This is a genomic window from Bradyrhizobium sp. WSM4874 (assembly GCF_055811835.1).
In genome coordinates this window covers 20,718-47,197 of sequence record NZ_JBVVPR010000044.1, presented here as the reverse complement: position 1 = coordinate 47,197, position 26,480 = coordinate 20,718, and the positions used below count along the sequence as shown (strand labels likewise).

Sequence of the window (26,480 nt, the reverse complement as noted above, 5' to 3'; positions counted from 1 at the left end):
AGATTGGGATCGCGAGCAACGAACGACGTGACGTGCTCGGACGAGATCGGCGCATCTCCACCGCAATGGAGTGCGTCATCGCAGTAAACGCACTCAAGGAGAACGGTCATGAAAATATTGATGGTCATCACCTCGCACGACCAGCTCGGCAACACCGGGCGCAAGACGGGCTTCTGGCTCGAGGAGCTCGCCGCCCCCTATTTTGTCTTTAGGGATTCCGGGGCCGAGATCACCCTCGCCTCGCCAAAGGGCGGCCGTCCCCCGCTCGACCCCAAGAGCAACGAGCTCGAATTCCGCACCGACCTAACGCTGCGCTTCGAGGCCGACGCAGCCGCGGAAGCTCAGCTCGACAAGACGGTTCGCCTCGACAGCGTCAACCAGAAAGACTTCGACACCGTCTTCTATCCAGGCGGTCACGGCCCGATGTGGGACCTCGCCGAGGACAAGGACTCGATCAAGCTCATCGAATCCTTCCTTGCCGCCGGCAAGACAGTCGCCGTCGTCTGCCACTCGACTGGTGCGCTGCGCCACGTCAAGACGCCCGACGGCAAGCCACTGGTCCAGGGCAAGGAGGTGACCGGTTTCACCAACGGAGAAGAGGAGGACGTCGGCCTCACCAAAGTGGTGCCTTTCCTGGTCGAAGACGAAATGCTGAAGCTCGGCGCCGTCTTCTCGAAAACGGCAAACTGGGGCGTTCACGTCGTCACCGACGGCCTCTTGATCACGGGCCAGAACCCGCACTCCTCGGGTCCGGCCGCGCAGGCCCTGCTGGCCGCCCTAAAGGGCAAGCCGCTGGCACGCGCTTCGTAAAGCTCGGATGCGCACAGTGCGAGAGGCGCCCGCGATGGTGCCTCTCGGCGTAGATCTTCACCCCACATGCCGGATCGGAGCGATGACATGAACATTCCAGCCGCACTTGCCCTCTCGGCCGCTTTGGCCTGCGCGGCCGTGCAGGCCTCGGCGCAGGACCTGCGATCGAGCCGGCGCTCGATCAGCTATCACAAGGTCGACATCCGCGGCCTCGAGATCTTCTACCGCGAGGCTGGACCCACCGACGCTCCAACGGTGCTGCTGCTCCACGGGTTTCCATCGTCGTCGCGGATGTGGGAGCCGCTGATGCCGCTGCTCGCCGACAAATATCATCTGATCGCGCCGGACTATCCCGGCTTCGGCAGCAGCAGCGCGCCGCCGCCGTCCGATTTCACCTATACATTCGACAACCTCGCCGCCGTAATCGGCGAGCTCACAACGAAGCTCGGCCTTACCGACTACGTCTTGTTCATGCAGGACTATGGAGGTCCTGTCGGCTTCCGCATGGCGCTGGCGCATCCCGAACGCGTGCGCGCCATCATCATCCAGAACGCGGTTTCGCACGAGCAGGGGCTGAGCCCTCTCTGGAATGCGCGCAGGAAATACTGGGCCGATCCGGCACATGAGATCGAGGCGCTCAAGGCTAATTTCACGTCCCTGGAGGCGACGCGTCAGCGGCATCTCGGCTCGAGCCCGCGTCCCGAGCGCTACGATCCCCACACCTGGATCGACGAATACGCGTTCCTGACGCGTCCCGGCCAGGCCGAGATTCAGACCACGCTGTTCCTGGATTACCGCACCAACGTCGCTTCCTATCCAAACTGGCAGGCTTGGTTGCGCCAGACGCGGCCACCGACCCTTGTGGTCTGGGGCAAATACGATCCGTCCTTCACCGTCGCAGGCGCCACGGCCTATCGCGACGATGTGCCGGATGCCGAGGTTCACATCCTCGAGGCCGGCCACTTCGCGCTGGATGAAGCCACCGACGAAATCGCTTCGCTTGTCCGCGACTTCCTGGGGCGGCTGGGTGGACACAAGGGTTGAGCGCTGATGGACGCGCTCAGCAGCGAGAAGGGCACGGTCGTGTCGACGTGGTCAGGCCGCCGGCTCGTTCAGCATGCGCCGTGCTGCAATGAGGTCGGCGGTCTCGAATCCTTCGGAGAACCGGGCATAGGTTTGGGCGAGCTGTTCGAGCGGATCTTGCACACGCTGCCGGATTCGAAGGCGCGCCAGCGACATCTCGGCCCGCAGCCGCCAGGATAACGCGCCCTGCTGTTCGGCGAGCGAGATCGAGGCGACAAGATCCGCCTCGGCCGCGTCGAGATTGCCGCCATGGGCCTCCAGCTCTCCGCGCAGGCGGAGCAGCTCGGGCATGTCGAAGGCGCCGCCTTCCTGCTCGACCCGCAGAACGGTTTCGTGAAGAACCTGAATGCCCTCCGTCAATTGTCCCAAGCTGACCAGGCCCCGAGACAGATCCGCGGCGAACGCGGAGGCGTAGAGTTCGTAGCGATCGGCGTGCAGGCGTGGAAGCCCGCTCCGCATCAGCTCGACGCCGCCGGCGACCTCGCCCCGAGCGATCATGCTCTGCGCCCGAAAGCCCGCCGCGACGGCTTCGTAGGGCACGAGCCCGTGCATGCTCGCATGCGCGGCCAGGCGATCGGTCATGGCCTCGACTGACGACCAGTCGCCGAGCCAGCCGAACACCGAAGCGGACCAGCATAATGCGATACAATGCATGACCACGTCATGCGGCGCTGAAGCGCCGACAAGCGGCCGGATGCATTCAAGCGCGCGATCGGGAAAACCGCGCAGCCACAGCACGCGTGCGAGCGGAATCTGCGGTGTGCGTGAATAGGCGAAATGCCCGGGTTGGGTCCCACGGAGCGCAGCATCGTCGCGCAGGCCCTGGTCGAGATGGGCTTGCGCCTCGGCCTGGTCTCCCGCGAGGTGATATGACACGCCGAGCAGCGCTTTGCTCCCGGCGATGCCCGCGGTATCGCCGATGACGCCGGCAATCCGCTCGGCGTAAAGCGCAGTCGGCACCAGATGCCGATATCGACCGGTTCGGCGGTAGAACATGTTGAGCCGGGACAACAGCCTGAATGTGTTGGCGTGATCGGAAAGCGCTTCCGCTATTTCCAGCCCGCGCTTGAGCGCCGCTTCCGCCTGCTCGCTGTTGCGCTCGGTGAACATGAAGGCGTGACCGAGCGTCGACCGAAGTTCGAGCTCCCATGCGCCACCCCGGTCGGCCTCGTCGAGCATTGCGAGTGCGCGATCGGACCAGATGCGCGCCTCGTTCAGCAAATTGAGTTCGACGAACAGCCTTGTACAGCTGCCGGCGAGCGGCGCGCGCAAGCCGGCGCCTTCGTCGTTGGCATAAACCCATTGCAGCGCAGCGCGGGCATCGGCGAGCAGGCTCGCGCGTTCCTGCAAACGTAACGCATGATCGCTGCCCTCCTTATCCTTCATGCCCGCTTCGAGCGTGCATTGAACATAGAGAGCGTGACGGTGCGCGACCTGGGCCAGCTGTCCGCCGCCGGCCAGCTTCTGCAGGGCATAGGCGCGCGTTGCGTCGAGCAGGCGATAGCGCCGCGATGCGCCGTCCGGCTGGGTGGAAACCAGCGACTTCACCACGAGTTGCTCCAGCGCCTCGACGACGCGATCCTCCGGCATCTCCGCGCCGGCCGCGACAGCTATCGCGCCCTTCAACGTGAAGTGACCTGCGAAGACGGCGAGGCGCTGAAATACGATCCGCTCGTTCTCGCCGATCAGACCGAAACTCCAGTCGAGCGTAGCGCCGAGCGTCTGCTGCCGCGGCGGCGCCGTTCGCCGCCCGCGCCATTCGAGCTGCAGCCGATTGTCGAGCAGCGCAGCCATCTCGCGCAGTCCATAGAGACCGACACGTGCGGCAGCCAGCTCGATCGCCAGCGCGATGCCATCGAGCTTGCCGCAAATCCGGGCTAGGACCTCGGCATCGTCGTCGGTGATGCCGTCGCGATGCCCGGCCGCGACGGCGCGATCGACGAACAAGCGCACAGCGGGATAAGCCAGCACCTCGCCGGCACTGAGGCGGGTGTCCTGCGGTGGCCCAGGGAGCGAAACGAGCTCGAAAATCTGCTCGCCTTCCACCAGCAGCGACTCGCGGCTGGTTGCGAGGATGACGATGCCGGGCGCCTCCCGGTAGATGTTTTCTGCAAGGCGCGCGACCTCCTCGACGACGTGCTCGCAGCTGTCGAGCACGAGAAGCAGCCGGCGGCCACGCAGGAAATTGACGATGCTGGCCGAGGGGTCATCGTGGTGCACGACGAGGCCCAACGCGGCGGCGACCGTGCTCGCGACCAGGGCCGCGTCCTTGAGCGGACCGAATTCGAGAAAATGGACGTTGCCGTCGAAGCTATCGCACATCTCGTGCGCGAGCGCGGTCGCAACGGTGGTCTTGCCGATGCCGCCCGGCCCTCGCAGCGTGACGAAGCGATCGCGGAGCAAGCGGGCCGCCAACTCGGCCACGGCGTCATCCCGCCCGACCATCCGGTCCAATCGGCGCGGCAGCGACGGTGGCGGCGCGGCGCTTCCAGGCGCACGCGACGCCGGCGCAGGCAACTCCGCGCGCTCGCCACGCCGCACGGGCGCGACGAAGCAATAGCCCCGCCCCGGAATGGTGGTGATGTAACGTGCCCCATCCTTTCCGTCGCCGAGCACCTTGCGCAGCTCCGCGACATGGACGCGCAGGCTGACCTCCTCGACGGAAAGTCCGGACCACGCATAGCCGAGAATTTCGTCCTTCGGGACCACTTCGCCGGCGCGACTGACCAGCAGGCGCAGGATATCCGTCGCGCGGCTGCCGAGCCTGACCGGCAAGCCATCCTTCTCCAGCAGCCGCGACCGAAGCGAAAAGGGCCCGAACGCGACGGCATCGAAAGCTGGAATCGTCGCGGCGTTGCTGCCGCGGGGGCCGTGTCCCGTCGAGAGCTCGGTCACTTCTGACTCATCCTGACAGCTGATCCATGGAAATGCGGCGCGACTATACCCGGCACTGGTGCGAGGTCCAGCGAGGGCACTGCACAGAACTCACACCGCCGCATCGATCTCCACGGGATGTTCTGCGCTCTCCCGAGTCGGGTCGGGGAGGCGCAAATATCTGATAAGATTTGCAAAAAAGGCGCTTCCTGAGACGGGATGTCGCACCTGATGCGCTCCCACAAAAACTAACACATCCTAATCACCACTAACGAGCTTGCAGCGCGGCTCACCCCTATCCTCTCACCATGGAAAACGTGGGGCTTTGCGCGTGTGCTGGTCGCAAACAGCGGAGGAAGCCCGGAGAGGACGAACGATGTTGACCAATTTGCAGGCGGCTGAAGCCTGGATTGAATTTCCGGGCGGCTCGGGGGATTGCGAGATCCCCCAAGCAAAACAAGCGATCATTCGCGAGCGTCAATGGCGTCAAATCGATCCGCGCGCGGGGGCGGCCCTCGATGATATCGCGATCTCGCGATGGGAGGACCCGCGGAGCACTTCGTCGCACCAGGCGACGACGCCTGAGGGTCGCTATTTCGTCGGCATCGCACTGAAGGCCACGCGCGCGAAACTCACCCGGGATCGTCAGGTCATTTTCGACGGCACGATGCCCGCGGGCACACTGTATCTCTCCGCGCCGTCGAACCCCCTCGCCGTGCAATTCCAGTCGCCATGCGCCTTCCTGCATTTTCACATTTCCGCGGATCATTTTCCGGCGCAATCTTCCGCGACCGAAGGATTGAATGATCTCGTCCTGTTGCGCGATCCGCTCGCGGCCGAGCTTGCCAAGGCGCTGATCGAACTTGGCGACGCTGCGGACCGCGAGTTTACGCGCTGCATTGGCCAAACCCTTGCGATGCATCTGGCGCGCCTGGAATTGCCACGCGCCAAGGTCAATGCCTTGCCGAAATGGCGGCTGCGGCGGGTCGAGCAATATGTCGCCGATCATTTCCACCGCTGCATCAGCCTGTCCGAACTCGCCAACATCGCCGGCCTGTCCAGAATGCACTTTGCGGCGCAGTTCCGCGTCGCGACCGGTTTCCGGCCCCGCGAATATCTGCTCAATCACCGGATCGAGCAGGCCAAGACGTTGCTGGCGACCACCGAGCGGCCGCTGGCGGAGATTGCGCTTGCGGTCGGCTTCAGCACGCAGGCGCATTTTTCGACCGTCTTCAAGCGCATCAGCGATCAATCCCCGGCACGCTGGCGCCTCGCCAACAAGGGCGAACGGCAAGAGGTGCAAGCACTCCCTCCGCGTGGTCCTTCGACGGAGAGGGACTGGATCAGCGCAGCCGCGTAAGCATCCGCTCGCGCCCTCATCCTCCCGGGCCTGCGAGCCACTCGGGCCGTCCCTGCACCCACAGGGCGGCCCCTTTTTTTCTACACCGGATCGAAAGCCCGGATCGGCGGCAGATTGCCGGTGAACTTCTCGACCTCGACCGTCGTGAGCTGGCCGGTGCAGCCTTGCGCAAAGGACGAGGTACCGACGTCGCGGGTGAGCACGTTCGGATTGCCGTGCACGCAGAGCGGCGCGTCGTCTTCGGGGTCCATCGGGTCGTACCAGGCGCCGGTCGGGAGCTGGACCACGCCGGGCGCGATACCGTCGGTGACGTGGACCGCGGCGAGACAGGCGCCGCGCGCGTTGAACAGCCGGATGATGTCGCCGTGCTTGATCCCACGCGCGTCAGCGTCCCGTCGATTCATGCGCGCGACCTCGCGGCCGCGGTGTTTGCTTTGAAGCGAATGTCCACCGAAATCGAGCTGGCTGTGCAGACGCGTCACCGGCTGGTTCGCGACCAGGAAGCACGGCGCCCCCGGCTTGGGCATATCGGACTTCTCCAGCCAGACCGGATGGCCCGGACAATCCGCATCGCCATGACCCGCGATCTTGGCGGAGAATATTTCGATGCGGCCGCTCGGCGTCGGCAAAGCATGATTGATGGGATCGTCGCGAAAGCGGCGCAGCCGGCCGCCGTCGTCGGGCTGTTGCGGCACCACCAGGCTGCCGCGCCGCCAGAACTCTTCGAAGCTCGGGGCCTCCAAACCGCGCGCTTCGAGCGAGGCGCGGGTCGGCTCATAAAGATGCTCCAGCCACTGACGTGACGTCCGCCCCTCGGTGAAGGGTTCGCGCGCGCCGAGACGGTCGGCGAGATCGGCGAAGATCTCGTAATCGTCGCGCGCAAGGCCGAACGGCTCGGCGATCCGGTGCATGGCCACCATGAGAGGATCGTTGCTGGAAAAGCCGATGTCTTCGCGCTCGAGCGTCATCGTCGAGGGCAGCACGATGTCGGCATGCCGGGCCGTGGCAGTCCATGCGAGCTCGTGCACGACCAGCGTGTCGACTTTCGCAAACGCCTTGCGCAGGCGGTTGATGTCCTGGTGGTGATGAAAGGGATTGCCGCCGGCCCAGTAGACGAGGCGGATATCCGGATAGGTGCGCGTCTCGCCGTTGTAGCGATAGGTGCGACCGGGATTGAGCAGCATGTCGGCGATGCGCGCCACCGGAATGAAATCGCGGACAGCGTTGCGGCCCTGCCCCAATGTCGGCCCCGGCACGTCGTTGACGCGGCGGCCGTAATAGCCGATCGCCCCCAACGAATAGGCGTAACCGCCGCCGGAGAGGCCGATCTGGCCGAGCACTGCCGCCAGCACCATGCCCATCCACACCGGCTGCTCGCCATGCTCGGCGCGCTGGAGCGAATGGGAGACGGTGATGAGCGCGCGCTTGCCGGCGAGCCGGCGCGCCAGCTTGCGGATTGTGTCGGTGTCGACGCCGCAGATCGCAGCGGCCCATTCGGCGTCCTTGGCTTGGCCGTCGCTGTCACCAGTGAGATAGCGCAGGAAGACGGGCCATCCCTCGGTGTAGCGATCGAGGAAAGCCTGATCGTGCAGGTTTTCCGCGACCAGCGTATGAACGATGCCGAGCATCAGCGCGGTGTCGGTGCCGGGCACGCACGTCATCCATTCCGCGCCGGCCTCGACGGGCAGGTCTTCGCGCAACGGGCTGACCAGGATGAACTCGCAGCCGCGGCGGCGCGCAGCTTCCATCGCGCCGCGCTCGACATGCTTGCTGATCGAGCCGCCTGCGACCATCGAGTTCTTCAGCGCCATGCCGCCGAATGCCAGCACGATGTCGGTGTCGGCAGCGATCTGCTCCCAGGTGACGTTGCGCTTGGTGATGTCTTCGTAACCGCAGAGGATCTGCGGCAGCAGCACCGAGGACGCGCCGGAGGAATAGGAGTTCACCGAGCGCACATAGCCGCCCAAGGCGATGTTGAGGAAGCGATGCACCTGGCTCTGGGCGTGGTGGAAGCGGCCTGCGCTCGACCAGCCATAGGAGCCGCCGAACACTGCGCCGGGGCCGCGCGTGTCACGGATGCGTGCCAGTTCGTCGCCGAGCAGATCGAGCGCCTTCTCCCAGCTGACGGAGACGAATTCGTCGCGGCCGCGGCGATCGTCCGGACCGGGACCGCGTTCGAGCCAGCCGCGGCGGATCGCCGGTTGGGTGATGCGCGCCTGATGGCGCAGCGCGCCGGGAAAATTGCCGATGATGCCGTTCGGATCGGGATCGCCCGCATACGCCCTGACCTCGAGCCCGGCCTCGCCTTGACGTGCCGAGAACACGCCCCAATGCGAGGTGTGCGGCTTGAAGCCGTCGGACAGGTCGAGGCCGGGGTCGGGGAAGCCAATCGTATCGTCCATCGTCGCATTCCTTGTTCCGGTCGCGGCACTGTCCCGGCCGCACCGATATCATCCGGGTCGCAGTATAGCGATCCGCTCTTCGATGTCGTCGGCTCAGGGCCGGCGAAAATGCCGGACGCTCGTGCAAGGACAGATTGGCGAACGTTCGAGGGAACCAACGGCGGTGATTTTTCGACCGGTTTGTGCCTTTATTTTCAACGCTCTAGTCGGCTGCATTCAGAGCCGCGCGGCCCGCCTTCGGTAAGCCTTTTTCGGTAAGACTTGGCGCGAGATCCCTTGCAACGACACTGACATTGAAATGTGCGATATCCCGGCCCGTCACACACAACATCGGTCCGGTCATGATCAAGCGCGTCTTGCCCTACGAAGGTCTGCTCCACGAAGTGGTCGAGCATCATGGCGTGCTTTACATCGGTGGAATCGTCCCCGAGGACACGAGCCTCGATATGTCTGGCCAGGCCAACGACGTCCTCGGGCAGTTGGCGCAGCTGCTGAAGACCCTCGGATCCGATCTGAGCAACGTCTTGCAGGTCACCATCTACATGGCGAGCCTCAAGGAGAAGGCAGAGTTCAATGCGGCCTGGAAGGCGCATTTTGCAGAGGCTCATCTGCCGGCGCGCGCCGCAATCGGCGTGGCCGATCTCGGTCCTGGCGTCAAACTCGAGATCACGGCCATCGCCGCTCGACAATAGTGGCACGGGATCCACTGATTGAGAGTCCCGACGATCATGAAGCCTGAATGCGTGACTTGGTGCGGTTGAGGCAAGTTGCATCAGGAGGCGGCCGCTTGGTACAGGCACTCGCGTAGCCAAGCATGAGCTCCGTCCTCCTGATTGCGCGGATGCCACAGCGCAACGATACGCGCTGGCGGCAGATCGAGCGGCGGCGGCGTGAGATCGAGCTCGTGGGAAAATCGCATCAGAAAACGTCGCGGCAGGGTGCAGATACAGTCGCTGTGGGCAAGGATGACCGGCGCCAGCGCATAGGTTTGAATCGAGACGGCGACGCGTCGGGAACGGCCTAGCGCAGCCAGCGCGTCGTCGACAAGGCCCGAGAATCCGCCGCCGTCGGCAGAGATCAGCAGATGATCGAGCGCACAAAAGCGATCGAGATCAAGCGCCCCGTTGCCGCGGGGGTGACTCTTGCGCTGGGCGGAGAGGAAGCTGTCCTCGAAAAGCGGGCGCTGCATCAGATCGCCGTGTGCTCCGTCAGCCCCCGTCACCAGAATGTCGATCTCGCCCCGCTCAAGCCGGTCGACGACGTCGCGCGTGGGATGAACGAAGGCCAGCCGCGCCCGTGCGGCCATCGAGGTCAACCGCGCGACGAATCCGGGCGCCAGCGTCACGGCTGGATTCTCATGGATGGCAACGACAAAGGTGCGCTGGCTGCGGACCGGGTCGAATACGGCCGGCCCTTCGACCATGCGACGGAGCTTGCCGAGCACGTCCGCCAGCTCGGCCTGCAGCTCCACCGCTCTCGTCGTCGGAGCGACGCCGCGGCCCGCCGCCGCGGGCACGAACAACGGGTCGGCAAAGACCTGTCGCAGCCGGTTCAACCGAGCCGATAGCGCCGGCTGGCCGATGTTCAGGCGCGACGCCGCGCGCGTGACGTTCCGCTCGCGCAGCAGAGCCTCCAGGGCGAGCAACAGGCCAAGGTCGATCTCGGCGAGATCGGTGTCGTCGGCCCGCCGACCTGAACCGCGTTCCGCATCCGGCATCGGTCTTCCTCCGTTTAGGGCACATGATCGCGGCCGGACGAGCCGCGATGAGAGAGGTAAAGCCAAAATGGCGGTCTGAAAAGCGGAGCTGACAGCCTTTCGATATCGACGAGGTCGATGGGACCTATCGAGCCCACGGCCCTCCCGGCGGCGTGATGCGCTTCGTACTTCCCGGTCATCGCGGCGCTGGCAATCAGGCCGGCTCAGTCACGACCTGGAGTGGAGGACCTTGATGACGCAAGCGACGAAAACCTATCGCGTTGGCGATGCAGCCGTCACGCGGATCGATGAGTTGCGGCTTGCCGCGTTCAAGTTCGACGCCCTCTATCCTTACGCCGAGCCGGACGCGCTGGAGCGCCATCGCGACCGGCTTGAGGCAGGCTCGTTCGATCCTGCGACCGGCATCTTCATTCAAAGCATCCACAGCTGGCTGGTCAAAACCCCGCACCACACGATTTTGATCGACACGGCGACCGGCAACGACAAGAACAGGCCCGACATCCCGCCGCTCCATCATCTGAACGAGCCCTTCTTGGCGCGGCTGGCCGCGGCGGGCGTCACCCCGGAACAGGTTGACTACGTTCTACTCACGCATGTCCATGCTGACCACGTTGGCTGGAACACGCGACTCGTCGACAATCGCTGGATCCCGACGTTCCCGAATGCGACCTACGTCTTCTCCCGGATCGAGCAGGCCTATAGTGAGAGCCTTGCGACTGGCACGGAGCCGACCGGGGCAGCCCGCCCTGGCCCGGCCCTCGGCCCGGCAGTGCGCAAGCCGGCTGACCGTGTCTATGACGACAGCGTGCGGCCAGTCATCGAGGCAGGGCTTGCCCAGCTCATCTCCGTGAATGGTGAGGAGGTCCTGGACGGCATCTCCTTCATTCCGACGCCCGGCCACAGCATCGATCACGCGTCGATCCGCCTCGTGTCACGGGGCGAGCAGGCGCTTTTTGCCGGCGACGTGATGCACCATCCGCTGCAGGTATATGAGCCTTCGCTCAATTCCTGCTTCTGCGAATTCCCTGAGGCCGCCTTGCGCTCGCGCGCCGCCGTGCTCGAGGACGCAGCCGAGCGCGGCGCAACCGTCTTCACCACCCATTTCGCACAATCGTCCGTCGGACGCATCGACCGTCGCGGCGATCGCTTCGCCTGGCAATTCCTCTAATCAAGGAGACCGATCATGGACCAGCAAACTTACGCGCAGGCAGATGGGTCCGACATCGTGGTCGAGGATCTCATGATCCCGAGCGACACGGTCGGCATCTCGCTTCACTTGCGCAACAAGCGACAAGCGGCGCTCAAGACGTTTTCCGCCGAGCGAACCATCCTGATGATGCATGGCGCGACCTATTCGTCAGAAAGTCTGTTCGACGCACCGCTCGGCGGCGTCTCCTTCATGGATTATCTCGCCGGGCACGGCTACGACGTCTTTGCACTCGACGTGCGCGGCTATGGCGGATCGACGCGTCCGCCCCAAATGAATGCTCCGCCGGAAGACTCTGAGCCGCTTGTGCGCACCGAAATCGGCGTGCGCGATCTCGCCAGCGCAGTTCAATACATCCTGAAGCAGCGCAACATCACGCGGCTCAATCTGGTCGCCATGTCCTGGGGCGGCTCCGTGGCCGGTGCTTACACGGCAGACAATAACGACAAGATCGTAAAGCTCGCGCTGGTGGCGCCGCTATGGTTGCTGAAGGGCCCGGCTCCGATCGATGCGGGCGGCCGGCTCGGGGCCTATCGCAACGTCCCTGCTCTGGACTTCAGGGAGCGATGGCTTTCGGCAGCACCGGAAGCAGCGCGACCAAGTCTAATTCCAGCAGGCGGCTTCGAACTGTGGGCGAACATCTCGCTCGCAACAGACCCGCAGGCCACCGCAGGAGCTCGTCCGCTCATGCGTGCCGTGAACGGCCCGATCCTGGACATCCGCGAATACTGGGCCGCCGGCAAGGCCCTTTACGACCCCAGCACCATTCGCGTGCCGGTGCTTCTGGTCCACGCCGAATGGGACCGCGACGTGCCCATCAGCTCGGCACAGGATCTCTTCCTCTCGCTGAAACAGGCGCGATATCGACGATGGGTCGAGATCGGCGAAGGCACGCACATGGTTCTGCTGGAGAAGAACCGGTTGCAGGCGTTCGACGCGATCAACCAGTTTCTCTCGGAACAGTACGAGCATGACTAGCGCGGTCTTGGCGCGGATCCCGCCGCGAGAACATAGTGCTTCGCCTGATACTTCCTCAATGGAACCAGGCGCAATCGGCTGACGACTTCAAGAACAATCCGCGCATCGACATGCGGTTCGACCGCCCGGCCCACGCGAGCGAGGGTCGCCGACGGGCCAAATGGCGACATCCAAGCGCAACTCCAGGACCTGGACTCCTAGTTGATTGGTCAATGCCTCTGTCACAACCACAGCATGCTTATTGCTGAATTTACCCGACTGTTGCCGCCTGGGCACGTCGCATGCTGGTCGGATCGGCTAGATTCGAGCCGGGAATGCCGGACACCAGAAAAAGAACCGGTGTCGTTCGGGTGAAACGTGGATGGAGCGAAAATATGAAGAAGTTGATGTTAAGCGGCATGGCCTTGCTGGCAGTAAGCATGGCGGCCCCCGCCTCAGCGGCTGATCTGGCTGCTAAACCTTACGTCAAGGCCCCGCCCCCGGTGGTCGCGCCGATCTATGATTGGACCGGATTCTACATCGGCGCAAACGGCGGTTGGGGGCAAAGCCACGGTTGTGTGGATTTCGTGACGCCCGCAGGGACAGTCGCAGGTGGTTGCGCGGATCGCTCCGGCGGCCTCGCTGGCGGCCAGATTGGGTACCGCTGGCAAACCAATCAATTTGTGCTCGGCCTGGAAGCGCAAGGAGATTGGGCCGAGATCAAGAACACGCGCGTCAGTCTGATCGATCCATTGATTTCGACCACAGGCAAAATTGACGCAATCGGTCTTTTCACGGCACAACTCGGTTGGGCGTGGAACGCCTCGCTGTTCTACGTGAAGGGCGGCGCCGCCGTGACGCGCAACCGATTCGATATATTCAACAACGTCACCGGGGTCGGCCTGGCATCGGCTGGCCACACCCGGTGGGGCGGGGCCCTTGGTGTTGGCTGGGAGTACGGCTTCACGCCCAATTGGTCGTTCGGTATCGAATACGACCATCTCTGGATGGGGCGTGACAACGCCGGCTTCGCAGGCGTGGTTACTCCTGGAGGGTTTGTCCTCACCGGCGGTGGGATCAGTCAGGATGTGGACATGGTCACGCTTCGGTTGAACTACCGCTTCGGTGGATACGGCGCACCGGTCGCGGCCAGATATTGATGGCACCCACCTTGGCAAACCAAAAGCCCCGGCACGCCGGGGCTTTTTCGTGGTCGATCGCGTCAAACTGGTCACATTCGTGAAGCAAGCAATCCGAGCCGCTGAGCTATGGTGACCAGCTGTGCCAGAGACCGCACGTTCATCTTCTCCGTCACTCGATGACGATGTGCCTTGATTGTCCGCTCCATCGCTCCCAATTCAGACGCGATCGGCCTGTTGAGTCGCCCGCGCACGACACCTCGAATACTTGACGTTCACGTGCAGTCAGTGTCGCCAGCATCGCCTGCATCTGCTGCAGCGCCGTCCGCGACGAGCGTCGCTCAATTCTTCGGTGCAAACGCTTCGGTCGCCGCCTTCATGGCAGACTCGCCCATGCTTCTGGTTTGTTCGGTGAGCAATCGCATTTGGGCCTGGAAGAAATCAGACTGGATCTCAAGGGCGTCCTTCATGTCCTTGGCCTGCATGAGCTTGTCGCCGAGGTCGAACGTCGCGGTGACGTTGCGCTGCATGTAGCCGCAGAACTCCTTAGCGCCGCTTGCAATCGGCAGCTTCGAGGCACTTAAGCCCATTTCCAGCTGCTCGAAATAATCGGCGTTGGCCTTGCGCAGGCGAAGAAGCGTATCGGCGAGCATGGTGCGGATACCCGCTGCGGATGGATTGCTATCGGCCATGGTGTCATTCCTCCTTGTTACGCAGCAAGTCCCCCGAACCACGCACCAAAATAGCCGGCGTAGAGCGCGGGCATTTCAAGGTTCATCGAATGTCCGATACCGGGCACCACGACGAGGCGACAGTCTGGCATTGCCGCGGCCATCGCATGAAGATCGGCGGGGGGGATCCAGCCGTCCCGTTCGCCCCACAATACCAGATGCGAATGCCCGATCTCCGGCATGCGGCTCTCCAATTCCCGGCTCTCCCGCTCGCGCGTGAGATTGACGGGTGTCCCGATCCAGATGCCTTCGGAGACGCCGAAGCTTTGTTCGATGATCCGCTCGAACAGCGCCTGGATGTCCGCGCCCCCTGGGCGGAATTGCGGGACCTTATTCGGCGCCATGCTTTCTGGGATAAACAGGGATGAGGCCGCGGTCGCCATCACCGAACGGGTCAACTCTTTGCTCGCCATCATGGCTCGGAACAGTCCGATCTGATCGGTATTGAAGGCCATCCCCAGCGGCGTGACCGGATCAAGCGCGAACACCCGTCCGAAACGGCGCGGTTGCATCAGCAGCATACGGGCCGCAATGATGCCGCCGGTCGAATGCGTTGCAAGATGGCAATAGTTGATATCCAGGGTGTCGAGCGCAGCCAGCATGTCCTTTGCGTGCTGCAGCATCGTGTAGTTGGTGTAGTCAACCGTAGGCTTCGGCCGGTCGCTGTCGCCGCAACCGCGCCAGTCGATGCCGATGACGCGAAGACCAGAAGGAAACAGCGGGGCAGCGAGCTCGATCCAGTCCTTGCTGGCGAGATTGCCGTGGATGAAGACGACGGTGACGTCGCCTCGCCCCCACTCTCGCCAGCCCAGCTGGACTTCGCCTGCCTGCACCCTAGGCATCAACCGGCCCTACTTGTTTAGGCCGGCGGTAGGCGCGGCCCCGGGCGGTGTCGGAGCCACCGGCAAGGCCGAGACCACCGCCCCCTTGAGCATGCGGTCGGTCCCGAGCGGCGATGACGTGTCGACGCTTCCCCGCGTCACGAAATCCACGACATCGGACGAGTATTCGACCGGATTGTCTGTGTGAATGAAATGCCCGCTCTCCGGATAGATCTTGAGGATCGGCCGATTGCCCGCATTGGTCATGCGCGTCATGAACGGCGTGATGGCGTCGCGTCCGAGGTCTGTCAGCCCATTGAATGCCGGCGTCGGGATGAACGGCTCCTTGTCGCCGAATGCGAGGAAGATCGGCGCCTTGATCTGCGTGAGCCGCTCGTACAGGTTCTTCGGATCATCCTGCTGGAGCTCCGCGCCGATCGTGTAGATGTCGTAGATAAAGATGTTACACCACTGCTCCAGCTCCTTCGGATTGCCTTTGGTCAGCCCGACGCGCTGCTCGGTATGGAGGCGGGCATATTCGCTGTCGCTGAAGAAATAGCCGCTTTTGGCAGCCGACACCGCGCCGGTCTCCGGGTCACGCTTCTTAAAGTAGAAGAAGTCACGGATGTTCTGCTCGTCACGCGCCTTCTCCGCGGCAAGGATGCCCGTCTGGTCCCAGGTCGCCCTCCATTTGCCGAAGTCATGATCGAAGGCCGGGTCGAACAGTGGCGCCTTTTTGCCCTTGGCGATGGTGATCTCGCGCGGATATTCCTCGAGACCTGACGGCGCCTCCAGCGCCAGGCCCTGCACTGCATCCGGCCAGGTCAGGGCATAGCCCATCACGAACTGACCGCCGAGCGAATGGCCGAGATAATACGCCTTCTTGACGCCGAGCTGGTTGACGACGAGGTCGTAGATGACCTCGCGCATGTCCTGCATCGTGCGCGCCGGACTCTTGTCGAGATTGCCGGGCCCGGACATGCCGTAATGCGGCAGGTCGGGCACGATCACGCGAAGGCCGCTGCGCAGCGCATACTGCATGATATTGCCGTAGTGACCGCCGAAAGCGCCTTTGCCATGGATGACGACGAGGACCTTCGGATCCTTGTCCGTGCCGGCATATTCATCCATGTAGCCGATCTGCCAGGAATTGCCGCCCTTGTCCTTGGCATTGGCGTATTTGACCGGATAGGGGTAGGTCACGAACTCCTTCCAGAACGACTTTTTGGGGTCGATGTTCTCTGCGACGCCGGGCACCCGATAATTCTTGTCAATGAATTTCTGCGCGCGGTCGAGGCTCGCCACATCATCCATGAACGCAACGAACTTCGGGTCATTCTTGCGCTGGTTGATGATCGGAAACACACCATAATGGGCGACCGGGCTTTCCTGAGCAATAAGGTCCGCGCCAGGCACGCGATCGACTGCCTTCTGAGCCAACTTGAAGTTCAGCCACAGGTCATTCGTGATGTGCATCACCAGCGTCCGCGCCTGGACGCGGCCGAGATAAGGGTTGATGTTGTGCGTTTCGCCGACACGGTTGCGCCAGACCAGGTCGACCGCATCGTAAAGCTTGGCACGGTTGACGACGTTCAACGCCGCCTTTTCGTTCGGGGGGTCCCAATAGAAGATTTCGGGCTGGACGGCGCCCCAATTCTGGGTCGTACGGAAGGCAAAGTCATAGCCCGTCATGCCGAGGATCGACCAGCCGAACGCCACGCCCGGCATCGGATGCTTCTCTTTGGCTAGCTTGTAATAATCACCCTTCGTGTCCTGCCACACCGGATCGGATTCGATCGCTGCCGTCATCATCTGGAATGTCCAGTTGCCGACCGGATCTTCGCCATCCGATTGCGTGGTGCCGCCGATCGGCATCATTGCGCCGATATATTCGGGATGCATCACGCCCCAGACATAGGTCTGCGTGCCGCCCATGGAAACGCCGGACACCAACGCAACGCGCGCGACCTTCAGCCCGTCGCGCAGCATCCGGTAATTGGCCTGGACCATGTCATAGTAACTGTACTGCGGAAACTTTACGCCGAGACCGTCCGAAGGTTTGCTGGCGCCCCAGGTCCCAAGCGGATCGACCATGATGACATAGTAGCGATCCGTATCGATCGGCCGGCCCGGGCCGATAATTGGCACGGTGCCTGACAAGGCTGCTCCTTTGACCCACTGCTCGTACATGTCGGTGGAGTCGCCGGAATAGTATGAGTTGATGACAACGGCATTGGTGATCTCACCGGCGGCGTTGCGGCGCGGCGTACCGACCGCGATATAGGCGGTGTGCAGTTTCCCGGCGCCAAGCGATTCCAGGGTGACACCGCCCTCCCCGCCATTCTCCCACTTCGAGGGATCGGCGAGATCGTACTTGCCGCCAAGTCGGAAATTCGCGATCTCATAGGTCTTCTTCAGTCCGTCATGCTGCATCTGCGATGAGCGGCGCGTGAAGGGCTGCGCGACCGCTAGCGATGTCCCGATCAACAGCAACAGCAGGCTGATGAGATATCGCCGCATGACATGTCTCCCGATCATGGCGAATTCCTCCGGCAGGCTTTGATTTTTGCCGAAAGCTAGGAGCGGACGCGGCGCGACCTTTGATCTAGCGCAAGGGAATTCGAACTGCCCGCGCGAGAGTTTTGAGAACGAATTACATGCCGGGTCGCCGCGATGCCTTTCCTCACGCACGGCTCCTACCGGATCCGGTATGAGCTCGACGGTCCTGCGACGGCGCCGGCCTACGTGCTGGTCAATGGACTGACTCAATATTCCGAACTGTGGACCGCTTATCGCGACGCGCTCTTAGCACGGGGCTTTCGCGTCGCGACATTCGATCTGCTTGGCCAGGGCGCCTCCGACAAGCCTACGCTTTTCATCAATCAGGACGACCATGTCCTTGCGCTGCATCGCTTGATCGAGATGCTCGGTGAAGGACCGGTCTTCCTCAGTGGAATCAGTTTCGGTGGCCTGATCGCGCTCCGCTACGCGATCGAGCATGGGGCGCGCCTCTCGGGTCTGGTGCCAATGAGTTGCTTTGCCGAGCTTTCGCCTCAACTTCTCCTGATCGGCAACGCACTACGCACCGGCTTAATTCTGGGTGGAACCGGCTATCTCCAGGATCTGCTGCTGCCGATGAATCTGTCCGATGAATGGTTGAAGCCGCTGTTGGACAAGCTCGACGGGGTCAAGCGGCAGGGCTGGCTGGTCAATGACCTCTACGCGTTGCAGAACCTGATGGAGTCGTTCCTTGACTTCCAGCCGCTGACGCCACAACTCGCCTCGATCGCCGTCCCAACCATGATCCTGAACGGAGAGTTCGATTTCCTGACGCCGCGCGCCCTCCACGAGACCCTGCGGGTCGGAATCCCCAACAGCGCGCTCGTGATCATCCCGGGCGCCTATCACGCTTTCACATTGGAAAAGGGTGCACTCACAGCCGACCTGCTCGCGCGCTTCGCCGATGACGTGCTGGCAGGACGCTGGGAGGGTAACAAGGCGGTCCGGATTGCGCCGGAAGATCCTGGCGGTGAGCTCACTCCATTTCCCGCCGGTTACGACCATCTGCGCGCCATCCCCGTTCAAAAGACGCTGAGATGAGCGGATTTCTCGGACCACTCGACTCCGAAGGTCGCGTGCCGCCCAGCCAGCAGACCCGCATCGCCGCTTTCCTGATCTCGGCCCATGGCGCCCTCGCAAGACAGTTCGCCCTCGCCCTGCCGGCTAAGTTCGAGGCCGGCTGGCAGACAGAATTGAACGCTCAGTTCTACCGCGAAAGCGAGATCGTCTCGCTTTTGATGCGGGCAACCGCATGGGTGCCGGATCTCGCCCTGGGTTACATGGCCGTGCCCTGGGAGGCCGCCTGGCTTCCGCCGCCGAACGAAGGCATTGCCGATCGCTCTCTCTGGCAAGCAGTCCATCTTGCCACGCTCGCGCATGCCGTCCACGCCCCAATCCGGCCAGCGGCGTTGCTACCGGTCGAGGCAAACGCGAATGACCCATTCGTGATGGCGTTGCGCCGCATCGAGTTCGAGAGCGGGCGTCTGTTGCAGGCACAAATCCTGTTCCTGAAAGGTCCCGACCTATTACCCTTCCGCGACACCGTCAGTACAGTCCTGGAAAGCCGACACACCGAACTGCGCAAGCTCTGGCACGACACGCTCGCGAGCCTGGGAATCGTCTGCGAATGATGCGGAGCCTTGACGCAGATCAAAGCACCGCGACTTCCGCCCTCCAGCATTCATTGACCGTCCTGCACGCGCCGACCGGAGTTCTCCCTCATGAAGGCCATTTCCCTCGAAGAAGCCGTCGCAATGATCCCGGCCGGCGCGAGTGTCATGGTCGGCGGGTTCATGGGTGTCGGAACACCAGAGCGCCTGCTCGACGAGGTGGTTCGGCAGAAGAAGAGCGGCCTCTCGCTGATCTGCAACGACGCGGCGATCCCCGGCAAGGGCGTCGGCAAGCTGTTCGATGCTGCGCTGGTCGCGCGATTGACCGCAACGCATATCGGTCTGAATCCGAAAGCACAGCAGCAAATGTTGGCGAACCAGATCGTCGTCGATCTGGTACCCCAGGGAACCTTCGTCGAGCGCATTCGTGCGGGTGGATGCGGGCTGGGTGGAGTTTTGACGCCAACCGGCGTCGGCACGCTGGTTGCCCAGGGCAAGCGCGAGATCGAAGTCGACGGAAAGCCTTTTCTGCTTGAGACAGCCTTGCGTGCACAGTTTGCGCTGGTGCATGCTTTCCTTGCCGACTACCTCGGCAACTTGGCGTACGCGCTGACCTCGCGCAACTTCAATCCAGTCATGGCGATGGCCGCCGACACCGTGATCGTCACGGCGGAAAACATTGTGCCTGTCGGCGTGATCGCGCCCGACCACGTCGTGACGCCGGCGCCGCTGGTCGACTACCTCATTACAAACGGGTGACGGCATGGATCCGCAGATCATCATCGCCCGGCGCGTCGCCAAGGAGCTTCGGAGCGGCGACCTCGTCAATCTCGGCATCGGTATCCCGACGCTGGTCGCGAACTACGTTCCAACGGACCTGAAGGTATTCTTCCAGTCGGAAAACGGCCTGATCGGAACGGGGCCTATCCCCGAGCAAGGCCTGGCGCATCCGACCCTAACGGACGCAGGGGGGCGCCCGATTAGCGCGCTGCCCGGGGCCTCGACATTCGACAGCGCGATGTCGTTCGGACTGATCCGCGGCGGCCATGTCGACGTCACGGTGCTTGGCGGCCTTCAGGTCGATGCCCATGGCCATCTCGCCAACTGGATGATCCCGGGCAAGATGGTTCCTGGCATGGGCGGCGCCATGGATCTCGTCAGCGGCGCCAAGCGGGTCATCGTCGCCATGCAGCACGCAGCAAAGGGCAAGTCGAAGATTGTTGCGAAGTGCAGCTTGCCGCTGACCTCGGCGCGGCCGGTGAATCTGGTCGTCACCGACTTGGCTGTGATCGGCTTTGCCGACGGCAGGGCGACGCTTCTTGAGACCGCGCCGGGCGTCACGATCGGCGAAGTGATGGCTGCGACGGAAGCCGACCTCCTCGTCGGCGACCATGTTCCGGAGATGATGATCTGAAGGTGAAGGACATGCGGATATTCGGCGATTTCAATGAGATAAGATCCGCGGTCGGCACCGAGATCGGCGCCAGCGACTGGATCGAGGTGACGCAGGACCGGATCAACAAGTTTGCGGAAGCGACCTGCGATGAACAGTGGATCCACGTCGATCAGGAGCGCGCGAGGACAGAAATGCCCGGGGGCACCACCATCGCCCATGGCATGTTATCCCTGGCGCTGGCGCCGATGTTCATCCGCTCTGTGATGGGGTTGAAAGGCCTCCGAAATACCCTGAACTACGGCGCCGACAGGATCAGGTATCTTTCGCCGGTCCCGGCGGGATCGAAGCTGCGCGGCCGCGTCAGCGTTGCTGAGACGGAAGACGTGCCTCCCGATGGGCTGCGCGTGAACTATCATCTGGTCATCGAGATCGAAGGCGGCAAACGACCGGCCTGCGTCGCCGAGTTGATCGCCCTACACTATCGCTGAGTCGCGTTCCCGTCCTCATCAATCGATGATGTGATAACCGCCATCAATGTAGAGAACGCTTCCCGTAATGAGCTTGGCGCCGTCGAGTGCGAGAAATGCCGTGGCGTTGCCGACGTCGTCAATGCTGACGAGACTGCGCGCCGGCGCCTTGGATTGCGCCTTGTCCATCAGTTCGTCGAAGTCGGGAATGCCTGATGCCGCTCGCGTGGCCAGCGGGCCGGGCGAGATCGCGTGCACGCGGATTCCCCTCGGACCCAGCTCGGCGGCGATGTAGCGCACCGAGGCCTCGAGCGCTGCCTTGGCTACGCCCATGACATTGTAGTTCTCGACCACCATCTGGCTGCCATAATAGGTCATGGTAAACATGGTGCCGCCGTTTTTCATCAGCGGCTCGGCCAGATGAGCCATGCGCATGAAGGACCAGCAAGAGACCTCCATCGTCTTCAGGAAACCGTCGCGGCCGACGTCCACCACACGTCCGTGCAAGGCTTCCTTCGGTGAGAAGGCGATCGAATGCAGCAGGAAATCGAGTTGGCCCCAGTCCCTCTCGATCCGGGCAAACACGTCTTCAGTCTGCCCCTCCGTCATGACGTCGAGGGGCATGAAAATAGACGCCTCGAGTGCCTGCGCAAGAGGCTCGACGTGCTTCTTCGCGCGCTCGTTCAGGTAGGTCACGGCGACATCCGCGCCGAGGGCGCGAAAGGCCTTGGCGCACCCCCATGCGATCGACTGGTCGTTGGCGATGCCTACGACGAGGCCTTTTTTCCCCTTCAGGGCAATCTTGGAATCTGGAAACACTGGAATCATGATGCCCTCTCCTGCCTTTGATTGTTCGCTGTTCTCTTCATCAGCAGCGCCAGTGTGTGCTGCGCGATCATCAGCTCCTCGTCGGTCGGAACCACATAGACTGGGATGCGACTGTCGGAGCCCGAGATCAGCTGTGCGTCGCGCAAATTCTCGGCGGCGCTGAGGGTGACGCCGAGCCACGCGAGCTGGCGAACGACATGCGCGCGAATTGTTGCGGAATTTTCGCCGATACCGGCTGTAAAGACAAACGCGTCCAGCCCCTGCAGCGCCGCGGCAAGCATCCCGGCATTGAGGCCGATGCGATAGCTGAAATATTCAATCGCCAGTCTAGCTCTCGGATCCTCACTGCTCTCCAGCTCCCGCATATCGTTGCTGACGCCGGATAACCCTTTCAAGCCGCAATCGCGGTAAAGGAAGTTCTGGACGTTGGAGGCTGACATCCCCTTCTCGGAAATGAGATAGAGCACGACCCCGGGGTCGACCTGACCAGGGCGGGTTCCCATCGGAAGCCCATCGAGAGCGGTGAAGCCCATGGTGCTTTCGACGCTTTGTCCCGCGCTGAGAGCGCACATCGAGGCGCCGCTTCCGAGGTGAGCGACGATCACCCGACCATTCGCGATTTTCGGCGCGACCTTTGGCAAGGTCTTCGCAATGTATTCGTAGGAGAGACCGTGAAAGCCGTAGCGGCGCACGCCCTCAGCATAGAGCTGATGCGGGATCGCATAGTGATCGGCGACCGCGCTGTGCGTACGATGAAATGCCGTATCGAAACAGGCGACCTGCGGAAGCTCCGGGAAATTGGCCAGGATCGATCGGATCGGGGCCAGATTATGCGGTTGATGCAACGGCGCGAGCGAGATGAACCGCTCCAGCCGGGTCACCACACCATGGTCGACTAGAATCGGCCGGTCGTAGTCCGGGCCGCCGTGAACGACGCGATGACCGACCGCGATCGGGTGAATGCGCATCTCGTCCCGCAACCAGGCGCCGGCGATGTCCATCGCGGCCGGAACATCGGGCACCGCCTCGATCGGATAGGCGCGATCCGCAAGCGGATCGCCGGTGGAGCCACTCGCACGCAGACGCGGGCGGCTGCCGATCCCATCCATCTGCCCTTTCAGCTGTCGCCGCAATATTCCGTCACCCTCGATCGAGTAGACCTGGAACTTGACGCTGGAGGAGCCGGCATTGACCACAAGGATGGTGTCCATGGCGTTCACGCGGCAATCGTTGGAGCACGCCGGCGCCGGGCATGGGCATACAGCGCTGCGACCGCGCACGAGGCCATCCGCGCGCGCGCCGAATCCGCGCGTGACGTCAGGACGACCGGGACCCGGGCTCCGAGCACGATGCCCGCGCCGTCCGCCTTGGCGAAATAGGCGAGATTCTTTGCCAGCATGTTGCCGGCCTCCAGGTCGGGAACGACGAGGATCTGCGCGCGACCGGCGACCTCGGACCTGATCCCCTTGATCCGCGCCGCCTCCACGTCGATCGCGTTGTCGAAAGCCAGAGGTCCGTCGAGGATCCCTCCGGTGATCTGCCCGCGGTCCGCCATCTTGCAGAGTGCTGCCGCCTCGATCGTAGACGGAATTTTCGAGGTGACGGTTTCAACCGCTGACAAGATTGCCACGCGCGGCGATTTGCCGAACCCAGCTTCCACATACAGATCAATCGCGTTCTGGATGATGTCGCGTTTGGCGTCCAGATCAGGGAAGATGTTGATGGCCGCGTCCGTCACGAAGATGGTCTCGGCATAGGCCGGCACGTCCATCACGAAGACATGGCTGATACGGCGGTCGGTGCGCAGGCCTCCGGCCTTCGCGGTGACCGCGCGCATCAACTCGTCCGTATGCAAGCTGCCTTTCATCAACAGCTCACCTCGGCCGGCGTGGATCAGCTCTACCGCCTTTGCGGCGGCTTCGTCGCTATGTGCTGCGTCAACAAGCTCGAAGGCCGCGATGTCGAGACCATGCCTGGCGGCCGTATCCCGGATCTTCCTTTCAGGTCCGACCAGGAGTGGCCGGATAATGCCGGCCTGTGCACTATCGACAGCGCCGCGCAATGAGCTTTCATCGCACGGATGCACAACGATGGTTGGGGCCGGCGGCACGGCCTGCGCGGCCGCGATCAAGCGGTCGTATTTGCTCGGGGACTGTGCCTGCGACGTGTCGGCCGACATGAGCCGGTTCCTTCCAGACAGTGTTACGATGCCTTCGCCTTGGGGTCGAAAGGGGCAACGTTCGACGCCCTCCCCGACGTTTCGGCGTCGAGACCGAACAGCTGTGCGACACGCTGCAGGCGGCTGGCGCGCTCGCCTGTGATGTCCTCGCTGGCCGACAGCACCTCGCTCATCGTCGTGAAAGCCGCGCGACGTTGATTGACATCGTCGGGAAGCAACTTCGGGATAACGGCCAGCGCCGCCTCGCGATCGAGCAGCAGCATGAAGAACTGCTCGCGAACCAGCATCTTAAACTCGGCAAGCGTTAATCGCGCTCCGCTGTCGTCGCGACGAGCCTGACGCAACGCCTCGATGCTGCGTTCATCCACCATTCCTCTCGCCGAGCCGATATAAAGCAGGGCACGGATGGCCGCCTCGCGAAGCCCCCCTTCGCCAATCCTGGATCGGAGCTCGGCGATCCGTTTGTCGAGCATGGCACGGTGTTCGGCCGTCATCTCGCGCCGGTGCGACGGTTCAGCTTTCGGATCTATGCCGACCGCCGCCTGTAGCGCCGGCGAGCCGTAGACGTTGAGGAAGATCGCCTCGCTCATCGCTTCCTGCGAATCGCGCCAGCTGTCCAGCGCATGAACGATCTGCTTGGAGACCTGCTCCTGAAATGCCAGGAACGGATTGTCGTTCGAAACCGGCTTGCGGCTCTCTTCTAGCCCTTCCGCTGCCGACTTCACTGCTTTCATCCACGGATTTTGGCTGCTGAACGCCTCATACTGCGTCCGTAGCGGATGCAGATTGCGCATCATCTCCGCCGTCTGCGGCGCCACCATGCCCTTGATCCAGGGCTGCACGAACTTGCGGTAGGCGGCAAGATTGAGCTCCGAGACGCGTTTTGCCGCGGCAAAGCGCCGCTCGTCCTCAGGCGAATTGCCACCCATGGCCCGAATATCGTCTAGCGTCCGGGCCTCACAGCGCATCACCCACTGGCCCACAACGAGATCGGAACTAGTGGTTTCTTCGTCCTTGGCTTCGAACGTCGCTTCGTAAAGGCCGGGCGGGAGTACATCGATCAGATCGATGTTGCTGGAAAATTCAGTATGCTCCTTCTTGGCGACGCCACCTGAAACGAAGATGCCGAGATGGCCGACGTTCTCGTGAACTGTATAGACGATCGTCTGCCCATAGGCCCTGATGTCATCCACATCGGCATAGCATTCGAGGATCCAACCAAGCGCCTGCTGTGGCGGAGTGATGTTGTCGCCCTTGGAGCAGAACACCACGATCGGCGAACTGATGTTGCGCAGATCTACCTTCTGCCCGTCGGACAAGGTGATATTGCCGGCGGCCAAGTTGTTGCCGACGAAGAGTTCGTCGACAATGAACTGAATCTCTTCGGCGTTGAGATTGACGTGCCCACCCCACCAGCGCTCGAACTCAAGGTAGCGATCGGCTTCAGTATCGACCTTCGAATAGACATTGTACTGCTTGGTCCAGAGCGTGTTCGACGGGTTCTGGCCTTCGAAATTCTGGACCAGCCAGGCACCATCGAACTTCCCGCCGCCGAGATCGCTAACGAGCGCAGTTAGCCAGCTTCCGCCCAGCAGGCCGCCCGAATATCGCATCGGATTTTTGCCATGCACGCCCGCCCAGTACGCGAGCGGGGCTCCGGCGATGACCAATGGGCCGAACAGTTCGGGCCGCACCGAAGCCAGGATCATGACCGCCCAGCCGGCTTGACAATTGCCTATGACGCAGGGTTTCCCGTCAGCTTCCGGGTGACGACTGATCACTTTTTCGATGAACAGTGCCTCGGCACGCGCGATACGCTCGATCGTCTGGCCCGGCACCGGCTCCGGCAGGAAGCCGATGAAGTAGCAGGAATGCCCCGCCTTCATCGCGACGCCGATCTCGCTGTCGGCCTTGAACCCGCCGATGCCTGGACCGTGCCCGGCGCGTGGATCAATCACGATGAACGGCCGCCGCGTGGAATCGATCTCGACGCCGGCTGGCGGGACGATGCGGACAAGCGCGTAATTGACGGGTTCGTCCAGCTTGCGGCCATCCATGATCAGTTCGGCCGCATATTGCAGAACGTGCGGCGCGGTTTGGGCGACGTGCTCCCGATATTGGTCGCCGCGCCGGCGCATCACATCGAGGAAGAGTATGCTCCGTTGCCCGGCATCGACCATGTATTCAACCGCCGAGGCGACGAGACCGGACATCGGACCACCGGGCAATCCAGGTACTTCCATCTGCATGCTCCGACCTCAGTGTCGTATGAATGCATCCAAAGCCTGCCGCAGCTGCAGGCCCTTGATATAGGTCAATGCTTGACGGCCGGTACGCCGG

The 26,480-nt window shown here is 62.8% G+C and carries 22 protein-coding genes and 1 pseudogene; 12 read left to right on the top strand and 11 right to left on the bottom strand.

From position 1 onward, the window contains the following. Positions 1 to 108: 108 nt before the first annotated feature. A complete protein-coding gene (locus tag AC0L3P_RS32075; RefSeq protein ID WP_473308199.1) occupies positions 109 to 810 on the top strand; it encodes a type 1 glutamine amidotransferase domain-containing protein in 702 nt (233 codons plus the stop codon). 87 nt (positions 811 to 897) lie between these two features. Further along, positions 898 to 1,854: an alpha/beta fold hydrolase gene (locus AC0L3P_RS32070; RefSeq protein ID WP_354210560.1), complete on the top strand. Its 957-nt coding sequence runs from the start codon at positions 898 to 900 to the stop codon at positions 1,852 to 1,854. Between the two features lie 51 nt (positions 1,855 to 1,905). Here the strand turns inward: AC0L3P_RS32070 and AC0L3P_RS32065 are convergent, their stop codons facing one another. Then, the gene (locus AC0L3P_RS32065; protein WP_473308197.1) at positions 1,906 to 4,788 is read right to left on the bottom strand and encodes an ATP-binding protein; all 2,883 of its coding nucleotides are present in this window, start codon (positions 4,786 to 4,788) and stop codon (positions 1,906 to 1,908) included. A 355-nt stretch (positions 4,789 to 5,143) separates the two neighbouring features. On the opposite strand from AC0L3P_RS32065, the gene AC0L3P_RS32060 reads away from it, so the two are divergent. Next, entirely contained in the window at positions 5,144 to 6,127 is a 984-nt protein-coding gene (locus tag AC0L3P_RS32060) for a helix-turn-helix domain-containing protein (protein ID WP_473308195.1), read from the top strand. Between the two features lie 80 nt (positions 6,128 to 6,207). Here the strand turns inward: AC0L3P_RS32060 and AC0L3P_RS32055 are convergent, their stop codons facing one another. Further along, positions 6,208 to 8,529, bottom strand: a complete 2,322-nt coding sequence (locus AC0L3P_RS32055) for a molybdopterin guanine dinucleotide-containing S/N-oxide reductase (RefSeq protein WP_473308193.1) — start codon at positions 8,527 to 8,529, stop codon at positions 6,208 to 6,210. A 341-nt stretch (positions 8,530 to 8,870) separates the two neighbouring features. On the opposite strand from AC0L3P_RS32055, the gene AC0L3P_RS32050 reads away from it, so the two are divergent. Next, complete coding sequence (locus tag AC0L3P_RS32050) at positions 8,871 to 9,221, top strand: RidA family protein (protein WP_473308191.1); 351 nt, start codon at positions 8,871 to 8,873, stop codon at positions 9,219 to 9,221. 80 nt (positions 9,222 to 9,301) lie between these two features. On the opposite strand, the gene AC0L3P_RS32045 is transcribed toward AC0L3P_RS32050, so the two are convergent. Further along, positions 9,302 to 10,246 carry a LysR family transcriptional regulator gene (locus AC0L3P_RS32045; RefSeq protein WP_473308188.1) on the bottom strand — a complete coding sequence of 315 codons (945 nt, stop codon included), beginning with the start codon at positions 10,244 to 10,246 and terminating at the stop codon, positions 9,302 to 9,304. Positions 10,247 to 10,478: 232 nt separating this feature from the next. Here AC0L3P_RS32045 and AC0L3P_RS32040 point away from each other — a divergent pair, with 232 nt between their 5' ends. The 3 genes from AC0L3P_RS32040 to AC0L3P_RS32030 all read left to right on the top strand — a co-directional run bounded on the left by AC0L3P_RS32040 (position 10,479) and on the right by AC0L3P_RS32030 (position 13,570). Beyond that, positions 10,479 to 11,414, top strand: coding sequence for an MBL fold metallo-hydrolase (locus tag AC0L3P_RS32040; protein WP_473308186.1), 936 nt, complete (start codon positions 10,479 to 10,481; stop codon positions 11,412 to 11,414). Positions 11,415 to 11,429: 15 nt separating this feature from the next. Continuing rightward, on the top strand, positions 11,430 to 12,431 hold the full coding sequence (locus tag AC0L3P_RS32035; RefSeq protein ID WP_473308184.1) for an alpha/beta hydrolase: 1,002 nt from the start codon (positions 11,430 to 11,432) through the stop codon (positions 12,429 to 12,431). Positions 12,432 to 12,805: 374 nt separating this feature from the next. After that, a complete protein-coding gene (locus AC0L3P_RS32030; protein ID WP_473308226.1) occupies positions 12,806 to 13,570 on the top strand; it encodes an outer membrane protein in 765 nt (254 codons plus the stop codon). Between the two features lie 71 nt (positions 13,571 to 13,641). Here the strand turns inward: AC0L3P_RS32030 and AC0L3P_RS32025 are convergent. The 4 genes and pseudogenes from AC0L3P_RS32025 to AC0L3P_RS32010 form a co-directional block, all read right to left on the bottom strand. Then, positions 13,642 to 13,850, bottom strand: a pseudogene (locus tag AC0L3P_RS32025) (LuxR C-terminal-related transcriptional regulator); the annotation flags it as partial. 40 nt (positions 13,851 to 13,890) lie between these two features. Next, on the bottom strand, positions 13,891 to 14,241 hold the full coding sequence (locus tag AC0L3P_RS32020; protein ID WP_354208679.1) for a phasin: 351 nt from the start codon (positions 14,239 to 14,241) through the stop codon (positions 13,891 to 13,893). A 17-nt stretch (positions 14,242 to 14,258) separates the two neighbouring features. After that, positions 14,259 to 15,122 (bottom strand): alpha/beta fold hydrolase, encoded by an 864-nt coding sequence (locus tag AC0L3P_RS32015; RefSeq protein ID WP_354065456.1) that lies wholly within the window; start codon positions 15,120 to 15,122, stop codon positions 14,259 to 14,261. A 9-nt stretch (positions 15,123 to 15,131) separates the two neighbouring features. Continuing rightward, positions 15,132 to 17,639, bottom strand: a complete 2,508-nt coding sequence (locus AC0L3P_RS32010; protein ID WP_473308224.1) for an alpha/beta hydrolase — start codon at positions 17,637 to 17,639, stop codon at positions 15,132 to 15,134. 135 nt (positions 17,640 to 17,774) lie between these two features. On the opposite strand from AC0L3P_RS32010, the gene AC0L3P_RS32005 reads away from it, so the two are divergent. From AC0L3P_RS32005 to AC0L3P_RS31985, 5 genes are all read left to right on the top strand, one after another. Then, the gene (locus tag AC0L3P_RS32005; RefSeq protein ID WP_473308181.1) at positions 17,775 to 18,701 is read left to right on the top strand and encodes an alpha/beta fold hydrolase; all 927 of its coding nucleotides are present in this window, start codon (positions 17,775 to 17,777) and stop codon (positions 18,699 to 18,701) included. Then, complete coding sequence (locus AC0L3P_RS32000; protein WP_473308179.1) at positions 18,698 to 19,291, top strand: hypothetical protein; 594 nt, start codon at positions 18,698 to 18,700, stop codon at positions 19,289 to 19,291. The genes AC0L3P_RS32005 and AC0L3P_RS32000 overlap by 4 nt, the downstream gene beginning before the upstream one ends. Positions 19,292 to 19,381: 90 nt before the next feature. Next, entirely contained in the window at positions 19,382 to 20,029 is a 648-nt protein-coding gene (locus AC0L3P_RS31995) for a CoA transferase subunit A (RefSeq protein ID WP_354065449.1), read from the top strand. A 4-nt stretch (positions 20,030 to 20,033) separates the two neighbouring features. Beyond that, positions 20,034 to 20,684: a 3-oxoacid CoA-transferase subunit B gene (locus AC0L3P_RS31990; RefSeq protein ID WP_354065447.1), complete on the top strand. Its 651-nt coding sequence runs from the start codon at positions 20,034 to 20,036 to the stop codon at positions 20,682 to 20,684. Positions 20,685 to 20,695: 11 nt separating this feature from the next. Continuing rightward, positions 20,696 to 21,154, top strand: a complete 459-nt coding sequence (locus AC0L3P_RS31985; RefSeq protein ID WP_473308176.1) for a MaoC family dehydratase — start codon at positions 20,696 to 20,698, stop codon at positions 21,152 to 21,154. An 18-nt stretch (positions 21,155 to 21,172) separates the two neighbouring features. Here AC0L3P_RS31985 and fabI read toward each other — a convergent pair whose 3' ends face one another. Genes fabI through AC0L3P_RS31965 form a run of 4 tightly spaced genes read right to left on the bottom strand, consistent with a single transcriptional unit; the run spans position 21,173 to position 26,389 of the window. Next, positions 21,173 to 21,961 carry an enoyl-ACP reductase FabI gene (gene fabI / locus AC0L3P_RS31980; RefSeq protein WP_275173316.1) on the bottom strand — a complete coding sequence of 263 codons (789 nt, stop codon included), beginning with the start codon at positions 21,959 to 21,961 and terminating at the stop codon, positions 21,173 to 21,175. After that, entirely contained in the window at positions 21,958 to 23,172 is a 1,215-nt protein-coding gene (locus tag AC0L3P_RS31975) for an acetate/propionate family kinase (RefSeq protein ID WP_275173318.1), read from the bottom strand. The genes fabI and AC0L3P_RS31975 overlap by 4 nt, the downstream gene beginning before the upstream one ends. A 5-nt stretch (positions 23,173 to 23,177) precedes the next feature. Further along, positions 23,178 to 24,140, bottom strand: a complete 963-nt coding sequence (locus AC0L3P_RS31970) for a phosphate acetyltransferase (RefSeq protein WP_354208685.1) — start codon at positions 24,138 to 24,140, stop codon at positions 23,178 to 23,180. A gap of 23 nt (positions 24,141 to 24,163) precedes the next feature. Then, positions 24,164 to 26,389, bottom strand: coding sequence for a DUF3141 domain-containing protein (locus AC0L3P_RS31965; RefSeq protein WP_473308170.1), 2,226 nt, complete (start codon positions 26,387 to 26,389; stop codon positions 24,164 to 24,166). Positions 26,390 to 26,480: the final 91 nt, after the last annotated feature.

Excerpts from the sequence above, each read along its gene's own strand:
- AC0L3P_RS32075 (WP_473308199.1), top strand. The coding sequence starts at position 109 with ATGAAAATATTGATGGTCATCACCTCGCACGACCAGCTCGGCAACACC.
- AC0L3P_RS32070 (WP_354210560.1), top strand. The coding sequence starts at position 898 with ATGAACATTCCAGCCGCACTTGCCCTCTCGGCCGCTTTGGCCTGCGCG.
- AC0L3P_RS32060 (WP_473308195.1), top strand. The coding sequence starts at position 5,144 with ATGTTGACCAATTTGCAGGCGGCTGAAGCCTGGATTGAATTTCCGGGC.
- AC0L3P_RS32055 (WP_473308193.1), bottom strand. The coding sequence starts at position 8,529 with ATGGACGATACGATTGGCTTCCCCGACCCCGGCCTCGACCTGTCCGAC.
- AC0L3P_RS32050 (WP_473308191.1), top strand. The coding sequence starts at position 8,871 with ATGATCAAGCGCGTCTTGCCCTACGAAGGTCTGCTCCACGAAGTGGTC.
- AC0L3P_RS32045 (WP_473308188.1), bottom strand. The coding sequence starts at position 10,246 with ATGCCGGATGCGGAACGCGGTTCAGGTCGGCGGGCCGACGACACCGAT.
- AC0L3P_RS32040 (WP_473308186.1), top strand. The coding sequence starts at position 10,479 with ATGACGCAAGCGACGAAAACCTATCGCGTTGGCGATGCAGCCGTCACG.
- AC0L3P_RS32035 (WP_473308184.1), top strand. The coding sequence starts at position 11,430 with ATGGACCAGCAAACTTACGCGCAGGCAGATGGGTCCGACATCGTGGTC.
- AC0L3P_RS32030 (WP_473308226.1), top strand. The coding sequence starts at position 12,806 with ATGAAGAAGTTGATGTTAAGCGGCATGGCCTTGCTGGCAGTAAGCATG.
- AC0L3P_RS32020 (WP_354208679.1), bottom strand. The coding sequence starts at position 14,241 with ATGGCCGATAGCAATCCATCCGCAGCGGGTATCCGCACCATGCTCGCC.
- AC0L3P_RS32015 (WP_354065456.1), bottom strand. The coding sequence starts at position 15,122 with ATGCCTAGGGTGCAGGCAGGCGAAGTCCAGCTGGGCTGGCGAGAGTGG.
- AC0L3P_RS32010 (WP_473308224.1), bottom strand. The coding sequence starts at position 17,639 with ATGATCGGGAGACATGTCATGCGGCGATATCTCATCAGCCTGCTGTTG.
- AC0L3P_RS32005 (WP_473308181.1), top strand. The coding sequence starts at position 17,775 with ATGCCTTTCCTCACGCACGGCTCCTACCGGATCCGGTATGAGCTCGAC.
- AC0L3P_RS32000 (WP_473308179.1), top strand. The coding sequence starts at position 18,698 with ATGAGCGGATTTCTCGGACCACTCGACTCCGAAGGTCGCGTGCCGCCC.
- AC0L3P_RS31995 (WP_354065449.1), top strand. The coding sequence starts at position 19,382 with ATGAAGGCCATTTCCCTCGAAGAAGCCGTCGCAATGATCCCGGCCGGC.
- AC0L3P_RS31990 (WP_354065447.1), top strand. The coding sequence starts at position 20,034 with ATGGATCCGCAGATCATCATCGCCCGGCGCGTCGCCAAGGAGCTTCGG.
- AC0L3P_RS31985 (WP_473308176.1), top strand. The coding sequence starts at position 20,696 with ATGCGGATATTCGGCGATTTCAATGAGATAAGATCCGCGGTCGGCACC.
- fabI (WP_275173316.1), bottom strand. The coding sequence starts at position 21,961 with ATGATTCCAGTGTTTCCAGATTCCAAGATTGCCCTGAAGGGGAAAAAA.
- AC0L3P_RS31975 (WP_275173318.1), bottom strand. The coding sequence starts at position 23,172 with ATGGACACCATCCTTGTGGTCAATGCCGGCTCCTCCAGCGTCAAGTTC.
- AC0L3P_RS31970 (WP_354208685.1), bottom strand. The coding sequence starts at position 24,140 with ATGTCGGCCGACACGTCGCAGGCACAGTCCCCGAGCAAATACGACCGC.
- AC0L3P_RS31965 (WP_473308170.1), bottom strand. The coding sequence starts at position 26,389 with ATGCAGATGGAAGTACCTGGATTGCCCGGTGGTCCGATGTCCGGTCTC.